Origin of the sequence: Candidatus Nitrosopumilus koreensis AR1, assembly GCF_000299365.1 — an archaeon.
GTDB lineage: Archaea > Thermoproteota > Nitrososphaeria > Nitrososphaerales > Nitrosopumilaceae > Nitrosopumilus > Nitrosopumilus koreensis.
This window is the reverse complement of the sequence record NC_018655.1, coordinates 998718-1015210: the sequence shown is the minus strand read 5'-3', so window position 1 is coordinate 1015210 and position 16493 is coordinate 998718. Positions and strand designations below refer to the sequence as shown.

General features: G+C 33.8%; 25 protein-coding genes. 17 read left to right on the top strand and 8 right to left on the bottom strand.

From position 1 onward, the window contains the following. Positions 1–134 precede the first annotated feature (134 nt). Positions 135–698 carry a hypothetical protein gene (locus tag NKOR_RS06055; RefSeq protein WP_014963485.1) on the bottom strand — a complete coding sequence of 188 codons (564 nt, stop codon included), beginning with the start codon at positions 696–698 and terminating at the stop codon, positions 135–137. Between the two features lie 125 nt (positions 699–823). Between NKOR_RS06055 and NKOR_RS06050 the strand changes: the two genes are divergently transcribed. Continuing rightward, on the top strand, positions 824–1252 hold the full coding sequence (locus tag NKOR_RS06050) for a hypothetical protein (RefSeq protein WP_014963484.1): 429 nt from the start codon (positions 824–826) through the stop codon (positions 1250–1252). Positions 1253–1274: 22 nt separating this feature from the next. Here the strand turns inward: NKOR_RS06050 and NKOR_RS06045 are convergent, their stop codons facing one another. The 3 genes from NKOR_RS06045 to NKOR_RS06035 form a co-directional block, all read right to left on the bottom strand. Then, positions 1275–1463: a hypothetical protein gene (locus NKOR_RS06045; protein WP_014963483.1), complete on the bottom strand. Its 189-nt coding sequence runs from the start codon at positions 1461–1463 to the stop codon at positions 1275–1277. Between the two features lie 127 nt (positions 1464–1590). Beyond that, complete coding sequence (locus tag NKOR_RS06040; RefSeq protein WP_014963482.1) at positions 1591–2799, bottom strand: cation:proton antiporter; 1209 nt, start codon at positions 2797–2799, stop codon at positions 1591–1593. 76 nt (positions 2800–2875) lie between these two features. Then, the gene (locus NKOR_RS06035) at positions 2876–3685 is read right to left on the bottom strand and encodes a ParB/RepB/Spo0J family partition protein (RefSeq protein WP_014963481.1); all 810 of its coding nucleotides are present in this window, start codon (positions 3683–3685) and stop codon (positions 2876–2878) included. Between the two features lie 176 nt (positions 3686–3861). Between NKOR_RS06035 and NKOR_RS06030 the strand changes: the two genes are divergently transcribed. Further along, positions 3862–4065: a hypothetical protein gene (locus tag NKOR_RS06030; protein ID WP_187146192.1), complete on the top strand. Its 204-nt coding sequence runs from the start codon at positions 3862–3864 to the stop codon at positions 4063–4065. A 290-nt stretch (positions 4066–4355) separates the two neighbouring features. On the opposite strand, the gene NKOR_RS06025 is transcribed toward NKOR_RS06030, so the two are convergent. Both NKOR_RS06025 and NKOR_RS10045 read right to left on the bottom strand, forming a co-directional pair. Then, positions 4356–4547, bottom strand: coding sequence for a hypothetical protein (locus NKOR_RS06025; RefSeq protein ID WP_014963478.1), 192 nt, complete (start codon positions 4545–4547; stop codon positions 4356–4358). A gap of 74 nt (positions 4548–4621) precedes the next feature. Continuing rightward, positions 4622–4774, bottom strand: a complete 153-nt coding sequence (locus tag NKOR_RS10045) for a hypothetical protein (protein WP_187146206.1) — start codon at positions 4772–4774, stop codon at positions 4622–4624. A gap of 203 nt (positions 4775–4977) precedes the next feature. Between NKOR_RS10045 and NKOR_RS06020 the strand changes: the two genes are divergently transcribed. Both NKOR_RS06020 and NKOR_RS06015 read left to right on the top strand, forming a co-directional pair. Continuing rightward, positions 4978–5841, top strand: a complete 864-nt coding sequence (locus tag NKOR_RS06020; protein ID WP_014963477.1) for a hypothetical protein — start codon at positions 4978–4980, stop codon at positions 5839–5841. A gap of 23 nt (positions 5842–5864) precedes the next feature. Then, positions 5865–6755, top strand: coding sequence for a transcription initiation factor IIB (locus tag NKOR_RS06015; protein WP_014963476.1), 891 nt, complete (start codon positions 5865–5867; stop codon positions 6753–6755). 38 nt (positions 6756–6793) lie between these two features. Here the strand turns inward: NKOR_RS06015 and NKOR_RS06010 are convergent, their stop codons facing one another. Further along, entirely contained in the window at positions 6794–7108 is a 315-nt protein-coding gene (locus NKOR_RS06010) for a translation initiation factor eIF-1A (RefSeq protein ID WP_014963475.1), read from the bottom strand. Between the two features lie 209 nt (positions 7109–7317). Between NKOR_RS06010 and NKOR_RS10040 the strand changes: the two genes are divergently transcribed. The 6 genes from NKOR_RS10040 (at position 7318) to thpD (ending at position 11021) form a co-directional block, all read left to right on the top strand. Beyond that, on the top strand, positions 7318–7479 hold the full coding sequence (locus NKOR_RS10040; protein WP_016939248.1) for a hypothetical protein: 162 nt from the start codon (positions 7318–7320) through the stop codon (positions 7477–7479). A 67-nt stretch (positions 7480–7546) separates the two neighbouring features. After that, a complete protein-coding gene (locus tag NKOR_RS06005; RefSeq protein WP_016939247.1) occupies positions 7547–7924 on the top strand; it encodes a hypothetical protein in 378 nt (125 codons plus the stop codon). A 2-nt stretch (positions 7925–7926) separates the two neighbouring features. Further along, positions 7927–8430, top strand: coding sequence for a diaminobutyrate acetyltransferase (gene ectA, locus NKOR_RS06000; protein ID WP_014963473.1), 504 nt, complete (start codon positions 7927–7929; stop codon positions 8428–8430). Further along, on the top strand, positions 8427–9722 hold the full coding sequence (ectB, locus tag NKOR_RS05995; protein ID WP_014963472.1) for a diaminobutyrate--2-oxoglutarate transaminase: 1296 nt from the start codon (positions 8427–8429) through the stop codon (positions 9720–9722). The genes ectA and ectB overlap by 4 nt, the downstream gene beginning before the upstream one ends. Continuing rightward, positions 9719–10120 (top strand): ectoine synthase, encoded by a 402-nt coding sequence (locus NKOR_RS05990; RefSeq protein WP_014963471.1) that lies wholly within the window; start codon positions 9719–9721, stop codon positions 10118–10120. Before ectB ends, NKOR_RS05990 begins: the two co-directional genes overlap by 4 nt. Beyond that, positions 10107–11021, top strand: coding sequence for an ectoine hydroxylase (thpD, locus tag NKOR_RS05985; protein WP_014963470.1), 915 nt, complete (start codon positions 10107–10109; stop codon positions 11019–11021). The genes NKOR_RS05990 and thpD overlap by 14 nt, the downstream gene beginning before the upstream one ends. A 12-nt stretch (positions 11022–11033) precedes the next feature. Here the strand turns inward: thpD and NKOR_RS05980 are convergent, their stop codons facing one another. After that, on the bottom strand, positions 11034–12368 hold the full coding sequence (locus NKOR_RS05980; RefSeq protein ID WP_014963469.1) for a dicarboxylate/amino acid:cation symporter: 1335 nt from the start codon (positions 12366–12368) through the stop codon (positions 11034–11036). Positions 12369–12525: 157 nt separating this feature from the next. Between NKOR_RS05980 and NKOR_RS05975 the strand changes: the two genes are divergently transcribed. From NKOR_RS05975 to NKOR_RS05945, 7 genes are all read left to right on the top strand, one after another. Beyond that, entirely contained in the window at positions 12526–13323 is a 798-nt protein-coding gene (locus NKOR_RS05975; RefSeq protein WP_014963468.1) for a helix-turn-helix transcriptional regulator, read from the top strand. 59 nt (positions 13324–13382) lie between these two features. Continuing rightward, the gene (locus NKOR_RS05970; protein ID WP_014963467.1) at positions 13383–13565 is read left to right on the top strand and encodes a hypothetical protein; all 183 of its coding nucleotides are present in this window, start codon (positions 13383–13385) and stop codon (positions 13563–13565) included. A gap of 14 nt (positions 13566–13579) precedes the next feature. Beyond that, complete coding sequence (locus NKOR_RS05965) at positions 13580–13831, top strand: hypothetical protein (protein ID WP_014963466.1); 252 nt, start codon at positions 13580–13582, stop codon at positions 13829–13831. 3 nt (positions 13832–13834) lie between these two features. Next, positions 13835–14302: a mechanosensitive ion channel domain-containing protein gene (locus NKOR_RS05960; protein ID WP_014963465.1), complete on the top strand. Its 468-nt coding sequence runs from the start codon at positions 13835–13837 to the stop codon at positions 14300–14302. 290 nt (positions 14303–14592) lie between these two features. Next, the gene (locus tag NKOR_RS05955; RefSeq protein WP_014963464.1) at positions 14593–14817 is read left to right on the top strand and encodes a hypothetical protein; all 225 of its coding nucleotides are present in this window, start codon (positions 14593–14595) and stop codon (positions 14815–14817) included. Positions 14818–14938: 121 nt separating this feature from the next. Continuing rightward, positions 14939–15379: a hypothetical protein gene (locus NKOR_RS05950; protein WP_014963463.1), complete on the top strand. Its 441-nt coding sequence runs from the start codon at positions 14939–14941 to the stop codon at positions 15377–15379. Between the two features lie 264 nt (positions 15380–15643). Next, entirely contained in the window at positions 15644–16441 is a 798-nt protein-coding gene (locus tag NKOR_RS05945; protein ID WP_238535956.1) for a PEFG-CTERM sorting domain-containing protein, read from the top strand. Positions 16442–16493: the final 52 nt, after the last annotated feature.

Sequence of the window (16493 nt, the reverse complement as noted above, 5' to 3'; positions counted from 1 at the left end):
ATGAAAAAAACCTTAGAAGACAAAAAGGTGGATAAGAAGAAAATCAAAAAAGAAATGGAAAAATTTGTAAATAATTAAGAAATACCTTCAAAAATAATCTTGAAATTTATTTTCTATATCTAAAAAATTAAGAATTAAAGAATGATTCCCCATTCTCTATCTTCCAAAACAACTGCAGTTGAAGGTGTCACACATGCTGGGGACCCTCTGTACTCGTTATACATCAAGACATATTGTTCATCACATACAACATTTGTTGGCGTAATGCCTACATTCATCTGTTCTAAGGGTGCCATTCCAAACACTAGTTTGTTTTGTTCTATGGGTCTGTTTATGTCAATTACTATGCTTGCAGAATTTGATGCTGCAGGATGATTTGCTACAATCTTGTACTCTCCCAATTCAAAAGATCCTAGAGGACCTGTTATTAGGGCAGAAAACTCATTGTTGTAGTCAATTTTGCTTTGAGAATACATGATGGGAGTGTCGTCTTTGTCATAAATCACAAGTTCTACTGGTTCGTAGAATTGATTTTGTGGATCAACTGTTCCTGTCAAAAATATCCTTGAAGTTTGCTCAAACACTGTTTCATCAGTACTCAATGTAATTTCTGCTGCCATTGCATACCCATATGTCATAGTAGAAACTATGGTTGCAATCAACACAAATAGACATGTTTTGGTTGTTGAGTCATTCATGTTGTTTATTGACCATTAATTGGTATAATGCCTCATAAGCTTGATTATATCATTTAGACATTGTAGTTGATTCTAAGCTTTGTTGTTTATAGAATCTATTATGATATGCTTCCCTATGTTGGCCAATGGCTACTCTAAAACAAATTCAGGCTGCCCGACAAAATATCAAAAAAGCGCAGACTGCTTGGAAAAACATGTCCCATCGTCAAAGAAAAACCAGACAGACTGACGGTGTTTCTAGAAAAAAACCAGGAATGGGGAATAATGGTGATTACTATAGAGTAATAATCAGACCAAAATCTGAATTTGATTTATTCCGCACACATGATGTGGGAAGAGAGGGCCATACACAAAGAATTGCTGGAAAACGTTCTAGTGGAAGTTGGGCAACTCATTCTTGGTTAATTCATAAAGATGATGCCTTTGTTGAGGATGGTAAATTAAAATCAAAAGAATCTAAAATCAGAGACATTCTTGGTAGACTACGTGGACCGATTAAAAAATACAAAGGAAATATTTTTCACGCAAAACCCAGAAAAAACAAGTCTAAGTAAAATTGGAACAAAAATAAAAAAGTTAGTTGCTGCATGTTTGTGCTTCTAGAACCATGTTATTCATGTCTATTACCATGCATGCTGGATGCATAGATTTTTCAGCCATAACTCCACAAGTGTGACAGAATAATCTTGTTGGTTCGTTGCAGAATTTACATCTATGTTCAATTTCTAACTTTGAATCACAAATTTTGCACGATTGTTTTTGCATGGTATATTGTCTTGAAATTAATTTAAAAACAGTTCTAAAATTAGAGCCAGCTAATTAGTCTGGACTACTAATTCTAATTTTATGTAATTATGATGTGAAATGATCGTATGTTATGATTATTTTAATTTTAATCTGAATTAAATGATTTCCTCAGTAAAATAGGTGCAATGAAAATTGTTGCCAAAATGGCAAAGATGATTGTAGAGTAAACCTCTTCTGAAAACATTTCAAATGATAATCCTATTCCTGCTATGATAAAAGATACTTCTCCTCTGGATATCATGCCATAACCTATTCGAAAACCCTTTTGTTTGCTTTTCAACAAAATTGTCGCTGGTATCCCGCAGCCAAAAACCTTTGAAAAAACTGCCGCACCCAAAATTACTGCAAATAACACCCAGTTAATTGATGAGATTTGTGTAATGTCTACATGAGCTCCAATAATTGCAAAAAACAAAGGGGCTACAATTACTTTCAATCTACCAACAAATTCTTTAACTTGAATTGCTAGTTTTGATCCTGCAAGTCCCATACCTGCCGCAAAAGCACCCACAATAGGATTCAATCCAACACTTGATGAAATTGCAGCCAAACCAAATGCTGATCCTAATGCGACACCATGTCTGATTCCTCTAGCTTCTAATGTTGATGGGTGTGTTTTAGATACCACCTGAACAATTTTTGGTAAAAGATAAACTGCTCCAAGTAGTATCAAAAACCACAATCCTATATCTGTGATTGTTGTGATGACTACTGATTCTATTGTTGGAATTGTTTTTGATGCAACTAATGTGATTGCTGCTGAAAGAATTGCCAGTCCTAATACATCATCTAACACCGCAGCATTTACCAAAACATTTCCTTCTTCTGTTCTCTCTTTTCCTATTTCTTCTAAAATTGATACTGACACTGCTATACTTGTTGCACTAAGTGTTGCACCGATAAGTACTGCAACCGTCCAATCAAAGCCCATCCATACTACAGCAAAATATCCTATAACTAATGGTGTGATAACTCCAAACACTCCAATTATCGCAGCTTTTGGACCTGCCTTGATTAGATCATGGAATGTAAAATGCAGACCTGCAGAAAACAAAATAATTATTCCAGAAATTTGCCATAATGCCAACATTACATCGTTTAGTTCCACAATGGGTTTACCAAAAATTGGAATTAATCCTCCAAGGGCAGTAGGGCCCAAAATAATTCCAGCAAATACAAATCCGATGACTTCTGAGATTTTAAAATGAGAACACAGTTTGCCCAAAAGCAAAGCAGGAAAAACTAAAAACAAAATCCCTATAATTATGGGGATTACGTCAAACTCTGGTACCATTACTTGTGATTTTAATTTCTTATACTAAAACTATGTATCTAATTTGCAATATAGAAAATCTATTTTTTAATTAATTCTATCTTCTTTTACGCTTGAGATAATCTGAAATTATTTTTTCTGCAAATTCATCTGGTGAGAGTTCTTTTTTGTTTGATTGGCTTGCAAGCTTTCTTGCATTTGTCTTGGATAGTTTAATTGATAATTTCTGCTTGATTCGCATATTTTTTGCCCGTTTTAACAATTTTTGATGTGTTGATTTGGGTGATTTTGATAATGCCTGAATGTATCTTCTTCGCAAACCTGTTTCTAGTTTTGAAATACGTTCTGCAATCCTTTCTGCATTTTTGATATTTGGAATTGCCATGTAGAGTTTTGTCATTTCATCTCGAGAAATTAGGTGAGGTACAAGTGCTTTTAATTTGTCTGGAACTCCTGCAAATCCTAAGTATTTGTTTAGTGTGATTCTTGACATTCCCATGGATTTTGCAGCGGCAGATTTGCCCACATGTTCTGTAAGAAACTTACAAGAATCTGCAATTTCTTTGTGATTCATGTCTTTTCTGTGGATGTTTTCAACCACTGAGGCAGCTTTTGCATTATCTAGATCGTACGATGTTTGTTTTGTTAGTACGTGAACTGGAATTTTCTTTGCTCCTAACCTCTTCATTGCAGCCAGTCTTCTTTGTCCTGACATTAACAAGAATGTGTTTTTGTTTTCTTTTTGAACTAATGGTGGATTTAACAATCCTTCATTTTTAATTGATTTTGCTAATTCTGAAATGTTTTCTCTGTCAAGCTTTCGTGCCTGAGCTTCTTTCCATACTCTGATCTGTTTAATTGGGATCTCTTTTAACCGGTATGAGATTGTTGGTTTGTACCTTCTCACCACACCTTCTTCAGAAATATCCTGTTAATGTAATCGTTGGTATATTAAAAATAATTTTAACTCTAATTCTTTCAACAAATTTTTTATCTCAAAATAAAATTCATTTAAAAAAGTTGAGTTATCCTAAAAAATTCCTGATGTTTGGGTTATTTACTTTACCGATTTAAAATTTTAACATGGCAGCAAAACGTACGGCTAGACGTAAAACAACAAGAAAAACAGCCCGTAAACCAGCTAGAAAGACAGCTAGAAAGACAGCTAGAAAGACAGCTAGAAAGACAGCTAGAAAGACAGCTAGAAAGACAGCTAGAAAGACAGCTAGAAAAGCAACTAGAAAAGCAAAACGTACTGTAAGAAAAGCAAAAAAGTGCTGTAAGTAAAGCAAAAAGACGTGCACAACAAGTTGCAAACAAAAGAAAACGGGACATGCAAAAAGCAAACAACAAGATCAAAAGCCTGAAAAAAACATTGCGAACTGCAGAAAAATCTGCACGCAAAAAGAAGGCCGTTTATCAAAAAGCCCTAAAAAGAGCAACTTCAACCAAGTAACTAAAAAGCTCTTCTCACACTTATTTTTCTATAATTTAATTATCTGATTTACTATGCTGCCATTTTGTGAAATTCTACACAAAATGAGTACGAAAACTATGGTTTTATTCCTATTGTATTATTATGATAGTTCTGAAGAAAGATCTTGAATCTCTTTTTGTTTTTTTACTAACTCTTTGATTTTTTCTTCCAGGCTGGGATCTTTGGAATCTTTTGATTTAATGTCTTCATATTCTTCTAAAAGTATCTTATACTCTTTTTGTAGATTTTCATAATTTTGTAATTTCTCTTTGTCATATTCTATTTGAGTCATTGTATTTTTGTAAATTTATTGTTTGAAATAGATTGTTGACAAAAAAATTTGTTTCAAGCTAAATTTTTTTAAAATTATTCTATGCCTGCACCGCCTGTGTTCTCTTTGTTAAATTCTTGTAATTTTCTAGAACATGCAAGCATCTCTTCGTTTGTATGATTACTTTTTTTACGTTTGCACATTGGGCAAATTTCGTCCCCTGATGATGATTTTGGTGGTTCACTCATCATTAACATTTGTTATACGATTATCATTTATAGTATTTTTGATAATACCATGGGATTAGTTGCAGTGAGCGTAACGTAGATTGTATCAACTTCATCTGCACTAACCCATGTTACTAAATTCATTTAAAATGTGTTATTTTATTACAATAACCAACAATTTCATCGATGGTTTTATAACGGGTGCTATGATAACAATTTGCCACATGGAAGAACTGGCTGTAAAAAAAGATTTTACAAACATTTACACACAAAAACTTCCAAATTCATACCTTAAAGAAATGAAGAGATTAGACTATAGAATTCCTGATAAAACTAAGCCATTGTATCTCTCTATTGCTAAACAACTTTTCAAAAAACTTTCAAAAAAAATTAACATTTTAGATATTGGAAGCTCTTATGGAATCAATTCTGCATTGATGAAATATGATCTAAAAATGTCTGAGTTAGATGACTTTTTTTTAAAACAGGAGCCTTCAACCGAACAATCAAAACATTTTTTTGAAAATCTTTCAACTGACGACATGTTTGATTTTTATCAAATAGACATATCTGAACCTGCACTAAAATTCTCTGAAAATACTGGACTTTGCAAAAAAGGAATATGTGTCAATCTGGAATCTGGGGATCTGCCAATAAAAGAAATACCTAGTGCTGATATGATAATTGCAACTGGCTGTATTGGTTATATTGGATACAAGGCATTTTCCAATCTCTTTGAGTTAATTAAGCGACAGCAATCTGGATCTGACTTAGACATTCTGGAAAAAGGACCTATTTTTGCATTCTCTGTTTTAAGGATGTTTGATATGGAAAAAATTGAGAAAACTTTTGATCATTTTGGGTACTCTCTTGTAAAAAGCGACATAAAACCAATCCAACAGAGAATGTTCTCAGACTCGGAAGAAAAACACAAAACTCTGTCTCTTTTGCATAGTATGGGAATAGACACAAAGTGGCTTGAAGATGATGGTCATTTTTATGCAGATTTTTACATTGCAAGTCCTAAAAAACTCGAGACTAGTATTGTTTCGATTTCTGAAAAATCAAGGAAACATACTGAAATCTAGCACAAAATATTTTTGATATTGCTATGAGTTTACAAGAAACAAAATGTCCTCGATGTGGAAAGAATGCTGTTGTTACTGATGTTGAATCTCAAGAAGTTTTTTGTTCAAAATGCGGAATGGTGTTAGATGAAAAAGTACATGATAGTGGACCTGGAAGAACATTTACAAATTCTACTACAAACAAATCCCATTCTGGCGATAAAACAACTTTAGCACGACATGATCGTGGTCTTAGTACCATGATTAATCCTTTTGATAAAGATTCTTCTGGAAATCCATTATCTGTATCAATGAAATCCTCTCTGAAACGACTCCGAAAATGGGATAGTAGAAGTCGTGTAAAAAATAATGATGATCGAAATCTTCAGCAAGCACTATCTGAACTATTGAAATTAAAAGAAAAATTGTCTTTACCTGATGCAGTTATAGAAAAAGCATCGTATATCTACAGAAAATCTTTAGAAAAAAAACTTGTTCGTGGACGTTCTATTGCTGCACTAGTGTCTGCTGCACTCTATGCTGCATGTCGTGAATCTGAGACACCTCGTACATTGCAAGAAGTTGCAACATCGATGGGGATAAAAAAGAAAGAACTCACTGCAAGTTATAGATTGATTTTCAAAGAATTGGAATTAAAAATGCCTGTAGTCGATTCTGTTTCGTGTATTGCAAAGATTGCAAGTAATGCTGATTTATCAGAAAAAACAAAAAGAAATGCTATGAAAATTTTGAAAAAAGCTGAAAAACAAAATGAACTTGCAGGTAAACATCCTATGGGACTAGCTGCATCAGCACTGTATCTTGCAAGTGCTGATCTGGAAGAAAACAGAACTCAAAAAGATATTGCTGATGCTGCAGGTATCACTGAAGTGACAATAAGAAACAGATGTAAGAGTCTTAGGACTGTATTGTAACTCTGATATTCAAGATTCCATCATTTTGTCAATTAAATCTAAAAATCTAGTGGGATGTGCTTGTTTTGTTTTAGCCAATCCACCTGCGGCAATGTGTATCGCCATAAAATATCTCCTCTTTGATCCTTTCCGAACTCCCATGGTGCGATAATCACCACGTCATTATCTCTGATCCATACTCTTCTTTTCAATTTGCCCCTTATTCTTCCTCTTCGAACTACCTTGTCTGCACATTTTACCATTACATTTTCTCCCCCCATCATTTTGATTACTCTGCCAAACATCTCTTCTTCTGTTTCTGGCAATTTTATTTCCTTTAATGCACTTTCATTTTTTACTTGACGTTTTCCCATGCTTCCAACAAATTCTCAGTTTAATTAACAGTGTATTCATAAAAAATACTAAATTATGTTTTAGAATTGAATTTCAATGAAATAGCTTATAAAACAATAATAGAAATTTTTGAAAAATTCTTCTAATGGAAAGTTCTTTTTTGCTTCTGTCGTGTTCTATACGTAGTTCAAAAAAGTTACCTTTGCAGATAGATCTGGAATGATTTATCATGTTTGAAAAAAACTCCTTAGACATCTATCTTTTTGATGATATGATTGTTGTGAAAAATCAAAACGGTAAAGAAAAAAAATTCCCACGATGCGGAATAACTGACGTAGAACTGTTTGTAATGGAGATGGCAAAAAATGGAAATCTCAGTGAACTAGTTTAACATATGAGCTGAAAATCCATACATTAGCTTACAAAAGATTAACTTCCTTTACTTCGAATTCCTAATGATGACTACAACAGAGTCTATGGTGAAAAATTTGGTTGATACATTTGAAAAAGATGGATTACAAGTTATTCAAGCAAACTGTACTGGTTTTGAGAATCCTACAACTATAGAAGGTGTAGAACCTGATGTGATTTGCTGGAATCCTAACAAAGAACTTTATCATATTGGAGTTGTTGCAGACTCTCAAACTATCTCTTCTGATTTAACTAAACAAAAAATTCTGACTTTATCTAAACTAATGATGGGACGCGGATCTTCTGAAGGGGAACGACTACCCTTTGTGATAGGGGTTCCGCCTGAGGCAAGTAATGAAGCAGACAAGACATTTCAAGAAAATGAAATTCAATCTCAAGGAAACGCTCAAAAAATAGTACTTTGATCATGACTTCTATAACATACAGAGAACCAACAGTTAGTGATGCCCATCAGATTTGGGAGTTGGTAAAAAATAACAAACCTCTTGATGAGAATTCAAAATATCTGTACGTCCTCTTGTGCCACCAATTCTCAAAAACATGTTGTGTGGCTGAATCTGATTCAAAGATTGTTGGTTTTCTATCTGGATTCATACCTCCAAAAAACCCTGACACTTTGTTTGTTTGGCAAGCTGCAGTTAATAATGATTTTAGGAATATGGGTATTGCAAAAGAATTAGTTTCTCACACTCTTTGCAATGTGGATTCGCCTATAGAATTTGTACACGCAACTGTGACTCCATCAAACCATGCATCATTGAAGTTTTTGCAAAACTTTGCAGATAATATTGGTGCCAAATTAAACAAAAAACCTCTGTTTTCAACTGATGTTTTGGGTGGAGGACATGAGCCCGAAGATCTTGTAGTTATTGGACCTATTCAAAAAAACATTCTGGAGGTAACAAATTGAAGCAAACTGATTCTTTAGAATCTGAAGTTCGCTCATATTGCCGTGCTTACCCGGTTATGTTTTCAAAAGCCAAGGACTCGCATCTGATTGATAAGGATGGGAAATCTTATCTCGATTTTCTTTGCGGAGCAGGTTCGTTAAACTATGGTCATAATAATCCTGTTTTAAAAAATAAAATTATTGATTACCTAAATCAAGATGGAATAATTCATAGCTTAGATCTTGCAACTGAATCAAAAGAAGAATTTTTGAATTCTTTTTCAAAAAATATTTTGTCTCCTAGAAACATGGATTACAAAGTGCAGTTTACCGGTCCTACTGGAACAAATGCTGTAGAAGCTGCATTGAAGATTGCACGAAAAGTTACAGGCAGAACAAAAATCATATCTTTTACAAATGGATTTCATGGAGTTACTCTTGGCGCCGTAGCTGCAACCGGAAATCAACATCATAGAGGCGGTGCAGGAATTCCCCTTAATGACGTGATATTCATGCCATTTGATGGCTATATGGGAAAAAAGGTTAACACGATTGATTACATGCGAAGATTGCTTGAGGATAACAGTAGCGGTGTAGACCTTCCAGCAGCTGTAGTCTTAGAAACTGTTCAGGGTGAAGGTGGAATTAATGTTGCAAGCTCGCAATGGCTTCAGTCTTTACAAGAACTGTGTAAAGAATTTGGAATTTTAATAATTATTGATGATATCCAAGTTGGATGTGGTAGAACAGGAACCTTCTTCAGTTTTGAGGGAATGGGAATTCAACCTGACCTTGTAACGTTATCAAAGTCATTGAGTGGTTTTGGTTTGCCATTTTCATTATTGTTGTTAAAACCAGAGTTAGATGTGTGGAAACCTGGTGAACATAACGGTACCTTTAGAGGAAATAACATGGCATTTGTTACTGCTACAGCTGCAATTGAAGAATATTGGGTGCCAGATGAACTTGAAAACCAAATTATCTTAAACTCTAAAATCATGAAAGCCCGATTAGATGAAATAGCATCTGAATTCCCTACTTCTGATATTCAAGTTCGTGGCAAAGGCATGATCTATGGCATTGATTGTATTTTAGAAGATTTAGCTAGTGAAATTAAACAAAAATGTTTTGAAAATGGATTGATACTTGAAACATGCGGTTCTGATGATCAAGTAGTAAAACTACTTCCTGCTTTGAATATCTCTGAAGATGATTTAAGAAAAGGATTGGATATTTTAGAAAAAAGTATCAAACAAGTCATGGATGAATCAGATTATAAGAAAATTCTAGAAGCCGAGATTGTTCAAAAATGATCATTCGAAATATTGATTCGTTGTACAATACTGAAAGTGAAGTGCGTTCAGATAATTGGTCTAGTACCAGACTGCTGTTAAAAGATGATAATATGGGGTTCTCTTTTCACCAAACAACTGTATTTGCTGGTACTGAAACTAAAATCTGGTACAAAAACCACCTTGAGGCAGTTTATTGTGTTGAAGGTTCAGGTGAAATTGAGGAAGATGATGGTACCAAACACAACATATCTCCTGGAACAATTTATGCATTAGATAAACATGATAAACATATCTTGCGAGCATTTTCAAACATGAAAATGATTTGTGTCTTTAATCCGCCCCTCTTGGGACCTGAAACACACGATGCTGATGGCGTATATCCATTATTAACAGAATCCAAAAATGTCTCAAAATAAAACTGAATTGGATTTTTATCCAACCCGATTAAATTCTGAATCAAAAATAATCTCCAGAACTGATCCTGTAGTTTATCCTAGTTCTTTTTCGTCTCTGACAGAAAAACAAGAAAAATTTTTTGCAGAAAATGGGTACCTGATTTTTGAAAACCTATTTGATGCTGATGAAGTTGCTTCATTGTTTGAAGAACTAAAATCTATGTCTGAAGATGAATCAAAAAAAGACTTGCCACAATTTATTTTGGAGCCAACCAACAAAGAAGTTCGCTCCATCTTTGAAATTCATAAACTAAGTAAACTTTATGGTAGACTTTGTAGTGACAAGAGAATTTTAAATGTGGTTCAACATCTTTTGGGTAGCAAAGTCTACATTCATCAGTCTCGTGTAAACTTGAAACCTGGCTTTGATGGAAAAGAATTCTATTGGCATTCTGATTTTGAAACATGGCATTCTGAAGATGGGATGCCAAACATGAGAGCCATATCTTGTTCTATCAGCCTTACAAAAAATTATGAATTCAATGGACCATTGATGTTAATTCCTGGATCTCATAATGAATTTGTATCATGTTCTGGGCAAACTCCTGAAAAGCATTACAAACAATCTCTAAAAAGACAAGAGATAGGCACTCCCGACAAAGATATTTTGGAAAAAATGGTTGAAAAAGGTGGAATTGTTTCTGCTAAAGGCGATGCAGGCTCTGCAATCTTCTTTGATTGTAATATTATGCATGGTTCTAATGGCAATATCACTCCTTATCCCAGAAGTAATGCATTTTTTGTATTCAATAGCGTTCACAACCAACTTACTACTCCATTTTGTGGTCTTGCGCCTAGACCTAACTATATTGGATCTAGAGATTTTACTCCTTTAGAGCCCATTGAAAATTTTTCAGATTAGACTTGTCTAATCTTATTCTTGTTTTGTTTCTTCTGGTTCGTCTACCAAGTCTGATGCTTTGATTCTCTTATCAAAAAATAGACATGCTGTCAAATCCCCTGTGACATTTGTCATGGTTCTTGTCATATCTAAAATCCTGTCTACTCCCAATAACAAAACTACTGCAACTGGTGGGATTCCTGCAGCAATTAAAATTGTTGATAGAATTACAATTCCTGTTCCTGGTGCAGATGGTGCACCAATTGATGCTGCCAATGCGGTTATTGAAATTAAAAGTATTGTAGTAAAACCCAAGTCAATTCCAAACAACTGTGCTAAGAAAAACACTGCAATTATTTGATATAATGCAGTTCCATCCATATTTACTGTGGCTCCTAACGGTATGATGAACTGAGATATCTTTGGCTTTACCTTCATCTTTTCTTCTGCTGTTTTGATAGATAATGGCATCACTGCAGCAGAACTTGATGTTGAAAATGCTAAGAGTTGTGCATCTCTCATCATTGAAAAAAAAGATAATGGTTTTTTTGCTAAAAATTTGATAATTAGAATATAGATGAATATCATTGTAAAAAGAGCAATTACTACAGTTCCCATGTATGCCCCAAGTCCGGTCAGTGCGGATAATCCAAGCTTTGATGTAATTCCTGCCATGAGACCAAAGGCTGCAAAAGGTGCCAAACGCATTGCCCATGAGACCACTTTTAGAGTGATTTTTTGTACTGATTCTAACAAATCAAGAATTGGCTGAGAGCTTTTTCTTGGAATTGAAATCATAGACACACCGATAATTAATGCAAAAACAATGATGCTGAGCATCTCCCCTGACATAAAAGATGCAAGCGGGTTGCTTGGAATTACATTTGTGATACTTTGGGGAATGTCATTTATTGTAAACTCTGTATTTTCGATTGGTTCTGTATCTTCTAAATTAAAACTATCTCTAATTAGTGCACTATCCACAAAATTTCCAGGCTCTATTGTTGTTACGAAAAGAATTCCTATCGCTAATGCTATTGCAGTTGTTGCAACAAAATAGACTGATACCCCCAAACCTAGTTTTTGAAGCTGCTTTAGACTGCCTGAAGATGTGATTCCTCTAATTATTGATGCAAAAATTAAAGGAATTATTATCATCTGAATAATTTTTAGAAATAGATTAGCTGGAATTGATAACCAGTTTGTGATGATCTCTGCTGATTTTTCATCAACTAAACCTGTTTCTGGTCCTAATGCCAGTCCTATTACTAATCCTAAGAATAATGCAACAAGAACTTGTGCCCATAATTTTGTTTTTACTAGAAATGTGATTTGAGGAATAGAATACTTGAAAGACCTAATTTCCATTCATTTTGTATGTTTTTCATCAATAAATAAAATTTGCATGTTATCTAGTTTGAAAATCTTGTTTTGGTTATTAGTAGTGTTTTCTGATTTTTTATGTCTGTTGATTTGTAATGTTGTTAAAACGTAGTTTTTTATGGTGTTAAATCACAATAATTTCATGCTGGACTTTGAGGATACTTCTGCTGAATTTTTAGAGCTTGCAAGTGAGGTTAGACTCAAAATTCTGTTTGATTTACTCCAAAAACCATCACGTCTAACAACATTGTCAAAAAAATACGATGTCTCTCCTCAGGAAATACATCGAAATTTTGAGCGGATGGTTAATTCTAATTTGATTGTTAAACAAGAAAATAATTTTTATGCATTAACTACGTTTGGACAAGCAATTTGTACGCAAATCCATTCATTCTCTTATCTTTCTGAAAATAAAAAATATTTTAAAAGTCATAATTTTGGAAACCTTCCTTCAAAGTTTCTACGCCGTATAGGTGATTTGAGTAATTCGCAGGAGATTGTAGGGGTATCACGTGTATTGGAAACATGGAAAAAAATCTACAAAACTGCCGATGATTATATTTTCAATATTTTGTCTGAGACTCCTTTGGAACTTATGGATTTGATGATTAAACGAGTGAAACGCGGAACAAAATATCGACATATAATATCTGAAGATGCGTCAATTCCCAAAGGACGAAAAAAACTTCTTGAAAAATCAGGATTTTATGCTCTCTTGGAATCTGAAAAAATTGAACGTAGGATGCTAAAATCTGTACAAATTTCAATAATTTTAAACGAAAATTCTGCAGGACTAATGTTCCCTGATTCTTCTGGAAGGCCTGACCTTCGTTCTATGTTCTTTAGTGAGGATGAGTCTTTTAGGGAATGGTGTATGGATTATTTCAAATATTGCTGGAATGTCTCAGACCCTTTCAAGGAATTTAAATTAAAAGAATAAGCTGAAAATCTATCTCAAAGCTTACAACATGCTATATTCTTAAAACTTGAAACTGTATTATGGAGAAATTCTTTGATCCTGAAAAATCATATCTTTCCTGTGAAAAAAACATCAAACAATATCTTAAAGCACTATCTGATTCTCAGCTAAAAACCTTTTTTGAAAATTTAGAGTATACACCATTTCCTATTCTGTTGATGAAGGAATACAAGAAACGATTTAGAAAATCTGGTTTTAAATAGGAGAGAAGGTTTTCATGAAATTTAATACACAAACATATCATAACATAAAGTCTCAAAAGCTTTTTGATACTTGCAAGTTAGAGGGCAAATGGAAGCGCTTAGATGATTCTGTTCCTCGTCGTTATGTGACTCTTGAAGATGGGGCATTGATATCACTAAGTATTCTTGGAACGCAATACCACGAATCATTCATCTTTAAAAAAAATTCTGAGGTTGTAATAAAGGACAGTATTGCTGAATTTTTTGAAGAGGATCTGTTGAGATAATTTTTGACTGAACTTGTCTTTGCAGTATTATCCATAGTTGTAACTATTGTTTTGTATGTAGTGTCTAGACAAATAATCAACAAAAAACTGCAAGACCTTCAAGGTTCTGATAAACTCTTGGGAATGGTTTTGGTTTTCATAATTGTTGGTGAGTTATTGTATTTGGGTACGTTTTTTGGCCTATTTGATATTGCCTTGGAGATGATTACATCTATTGGTGCTGCAGCAGTTGTGATTGGAATTGCTCTGCAAAACCAACTCAAAAATTCTATTTCTGGAATAAGCATATTTCTGAATCCTCAAATTAACGTAGGTGATTTGATTGAATTTGATTATGTGAAATGTAAAATTACTGGATTGCATTTGACAAAAATCACCGCAATCACTGAAGATGGAATCAAAGTGATTATTCCAAATCACAAATTTAGCGAAGATATGATTCAAATTTTTCCAAAAATTAATAAAAAATAATTTACATTGCAATAAATTTTAAATTTGAATTTAAGCTAATGTTTTGATAAAATGTAATATTTTTCAATTGGTAACTTTATGTAATGACTTGTTTTCGACCCGAATGCTGGCCAAATAGACCTTGTAAACTATGTGAGGGTTTTCATAAAAAGAGTATAAGGGACGATGACTAGTTTAAATTTTGTATAGTCTGGTTTGTTCTATTTCACTTAAAGCCCATTAAGCTAATTGATTTAAATTAACACTCGTTATGTACGTGGGTTTATAATTACTAAAAACATAATCACTGTATGACTTTTGATGTTTTAGTGACTTGTGATGATGGAAAAAGAGATTATGCAATTGAAAGACTAAAAGAATTCCAGGACGTAAAAAACATTCAACAAAGAAAAGATCAAAATCAGGTCCTTGCAGAGGTTCAATCTGAAGACAAAAACTATGTGATGACTAATGTAGTTAAAAGAATACAGGCAATAGATGGCATTAATGATGCGTCTCTTTTACCGTTAACATAAAACAAAAACATATGATCTGTATATCTTATTGAATTTAGTATTGTTTTTGCATAATTTTTTTACTTTGTATCAATTAATTCATTTGTCTCCATTTAATACATTCACTTATTGTGATTAACTTATGGCAATAGCTAAAAAAGCAAAAAAATCTGTCAGAAAGACTGTCAGAAAAGCGACACGTACTGCCAAAAAAGTAACTAAACCGGCAAGAAAGACTGTCAGAAAAGCGACACGTACTGCCAAAAAAGTAACTAAACCGGCAAGAAAGACTGTCAGAAAAGCGACAAAATCTTCTACTAGGAAATCATCTCTTCCTGCTTGGAAAAAAGCGGCAAGAAGAACTGTTTCTACTAGTAAAGCAAAACCAAAACCACGAAGGACAGTTGCTGCAAAAAAAGGCAAGTCTCTTACAAAGAAAGCATATGGTAAGGCTGCCCGTAGACTAGTTACTTTGAGTGGTAAAGGCCCTAGAAAACTTTCTAAAAAACCTGCTAAGAAAGGAAAAAAGGTTACAAAGAAAGCCTACAGTAGAGCTGCCAAACGAACAATTAGAAGACGATAATTCTCGTCTTTGTTTTTTCTTTTTTTAAATAACCTGCAATTTTTTTAGATATTTTTGTGTGCATGTAATCAAATTGATTTTTGTTAATCCTAGTTGCGTAGACAATCAAAAAATTCTCTGAAACATATGGTTATTCATCATCAAATTTATTTTATAATTCTAGCTAAAAATAGCATTTCTAGCTTACATATGCATAAGTAACCTGCATACACAATATTTTCGATGATTAAATCTTATCATGGATTTGCTCTCTACACTTCAATCATGATATTACTTTCTGCAGCCATTGTTCCGTTTGTATTAGATGATGCATTTGCTGCAACTGTTGGGGCACATGTTACAAAAATTAACACAGATTTTACTGAAGCTGGGGAGGCAGCTGTAGCATATGAAGTATGTTCTGGAAATAACCACTTGACATTTCCACAAATTTTGGTATACTCTGATATGGAATCAAAATTGATCACAATGGATAGGGATATCGAACCAAATGTCTGCCAAGGTGGAGCCACAATATTGGAGGCTGAAAATTTTTCCAGTATAACTGCACTTTTAGTAACTGATATCCCTGATATCTCTATTGATGAAAAAACAAGACAGTTGGAATCTGCACGAGTTGCATATCATGGCATGTCAAATGATGGCCAAATCCTAGTTGAGGTAAGTAGTACTGTTCCTCAAGAAAATATGCCGCTCGACATCGTTATGAGATTCACTGATGAGTTGGGAAATCCTGTGCCTCATGTAAATTTTGACCTCAAAATATCACAACAAGGAGACATTATCCTTGAACAATCAAAACTTCATACCCATACTGGCAAGTCATTGTTTATGACTTCTGCATTGAATGATGATTCTTCTGTAGACATTGATGTTGTACTACAAGGAATAGGGCTTCCAAATGAAGAAACCAAATGGACTGGACCTGTTGGCGAATTAATAACATTCAAAGTTGTTCCTGAGTTTGGAGGTGTCATTATGGTAATTTTGGTGGTTGCAATCACGGTGACAATTATCGCGTCTGCAAAGTTTTCAAATTTGAGAGTCGTTTCTGTGAACTAAAGTAATATCTGCAAAAACAACTGCTGAAACATTCATTGATTTACTGTGATTG

What these genes read in the sequence shown, in the direction of transcription:
- NKOR_RS06030 (WP_187146192.1), top strand. Translation starts at nt 3,862, where the DNA reads ATGGCAGCAAAACGTACGGCTAGACGTAAAACAACAAGAAAAACAGCC.
- NKOR_RS06040 (WP_014963482.1), bottom strand. Translation starts at nt 2,799, where the DNA reads ATGGTACCAGAGTTTGACGTAATCCCCATAATTATAGGGATTTTGTTT.
- NKOR_RS10040 (WP_016939248.1), top strand. Translation starts at nt 7,318, where the DNA reads ATGTTTGAAAAAAACTCCTTAGACATCTATCTTTTTGATGATATGATT.
- thpD (WP_014963470.1), top strand. Translation starts at nt 10,107, where the DNA reads ATGTCTCAAAATAAAACTGAATTGGATTTTTATCCAACCCGATTAAAT.
- NKOR_RS06020 (WP_014963477.1), top strand. Translation starts at nt 4,978, where the DNA reads ATGGAAGAACTGGCTGTAAAAAAAGATTTTACAAACATTTACACACAA.
- ectA (WP_014963473.1), top strand. Translation starts at nt 7,927, where the DNA reads ATGACTTCTATAACATACAGAGAACCAACAGTTAGTGATGCCCATCAG.
- NKOR_RS05955 (WP_014963464.1), top strand. Translation starts at nt 14,593, where the DNA reads ATGACTTTTGATGTTTTAGTGACTTGTGATGATGGAAAAAGAGATTAT.
- NKOR_RS06045 (WP_014963483.1), bottom strand. Translation starts at nt 1,463, where the DNA reads ATGCAAAAACAATCGTGCAAAATTTGTGATTCAAAGTTAGAAATTGAA.
- NKOR_RS06055 (WP_014963485.1), bottom strand. Translation starts at nt 698, where the DNA reads ATGAATGACTCAACAACCAAAACATGTCTATTTGTGTTGATTGCAACC.
- NKOR_RS10045 (WP_187146206.1), bottom strand. Translation starts at nt 4,774, where the DNA reads ATGAGTGAACCACCAAAATCATCATCAGGGGACGAAATTTGCCCAATG.
- NKOR_RS05975 (WP_014963468.1), top strand. Translation starts at nt 12,526, where the DNA reads ATGCTGGACTTTGAGGATACTTCTGCTGAATTTTTAGAGCTTGCAAGT.
- NKOR_RS06050 (WP_014963484.1), top strand. Translation starts at nt 824, where the DNA reads ATGGCTACTCTAAAACAAATTCAGGCTGCCCGACAAAATATCAAAAAA.
- NKOR_RS06005 (WP_016939247.1), top strand. Translation starts at nt 7,547, where the DNA reads ATGACTACAACAGAGTCTATGGTGAAAAATTTGGTTGATACATTTGAA.
- NKOR_RS05970 (WP_014963467.1), top strand. Translation starts at nt 13,383, where the DNA reads ATGGAGAAATTCTTTGATCCTGAAAAATCATATCTTTCCTGTGAAAAA.
- NKOR_RS05990 (WP_014963471.1), top strand. Translation starts at nt 9,719, where the DNA reads ATGATCATTCGAAATATTGATTCGTTGTACAATACTGAAAGTGAAGTG.
- NKOR_RS06010 (WP_014963475.1), bottom strand. Translation starts at nt 7,108, where the DNA reads ATGGGAAAACGTCAAGTAAAAAATGAAAGTGCATTAAAGGAAATAAAA.
- NKOR_RS06015 (WP_014963476.1), top strand. Translation starts at nt 5,865, where the DNA reads ATGAGTTTACAAGAAACAAAATGTCCTCGATGTGGAAAGAATGCTGTT.
- NKOR_RS06025 (WP_014963478.1), bottom strand. Translation starts at nt 4,547, where the DNA reads ATGACTCAAATAGAATATGACAAAGAGAAATTACAAAATTATGAAAAT.
- NKOR_RS05980 (WP_014963469.1), bottom strand. Translation starts at nt 12,368, where the DNA reads ATGGAAATTAGGTCTTTCAAGTATTCTATTCCTCAAATCACATTTCTA.
- NKOR_RS05965 (WP_014963466.1), top strand. Translation starts at nt 13,580, where the DNA reads ATGAAATTTAATACACAAACATATCATAACATAAAGTCTCAAAAGCTT.
- NKOR_RS05945 (WP_238535956.1), top strand. Translation starts at nt 15,644, where the DNA reads ATGATATTACTTTCTGCAGCCATTGTTCCGTTTGTATTAGATGATGCA.
- NKOR_RS05950 (WP_014963463.1), top strand. Translation starts at nt 14,939, where the DNA reads ATGGCAATAGCTAAAAAAGCAAAAAAATCTGTCAGAAAGACTGTCAGA.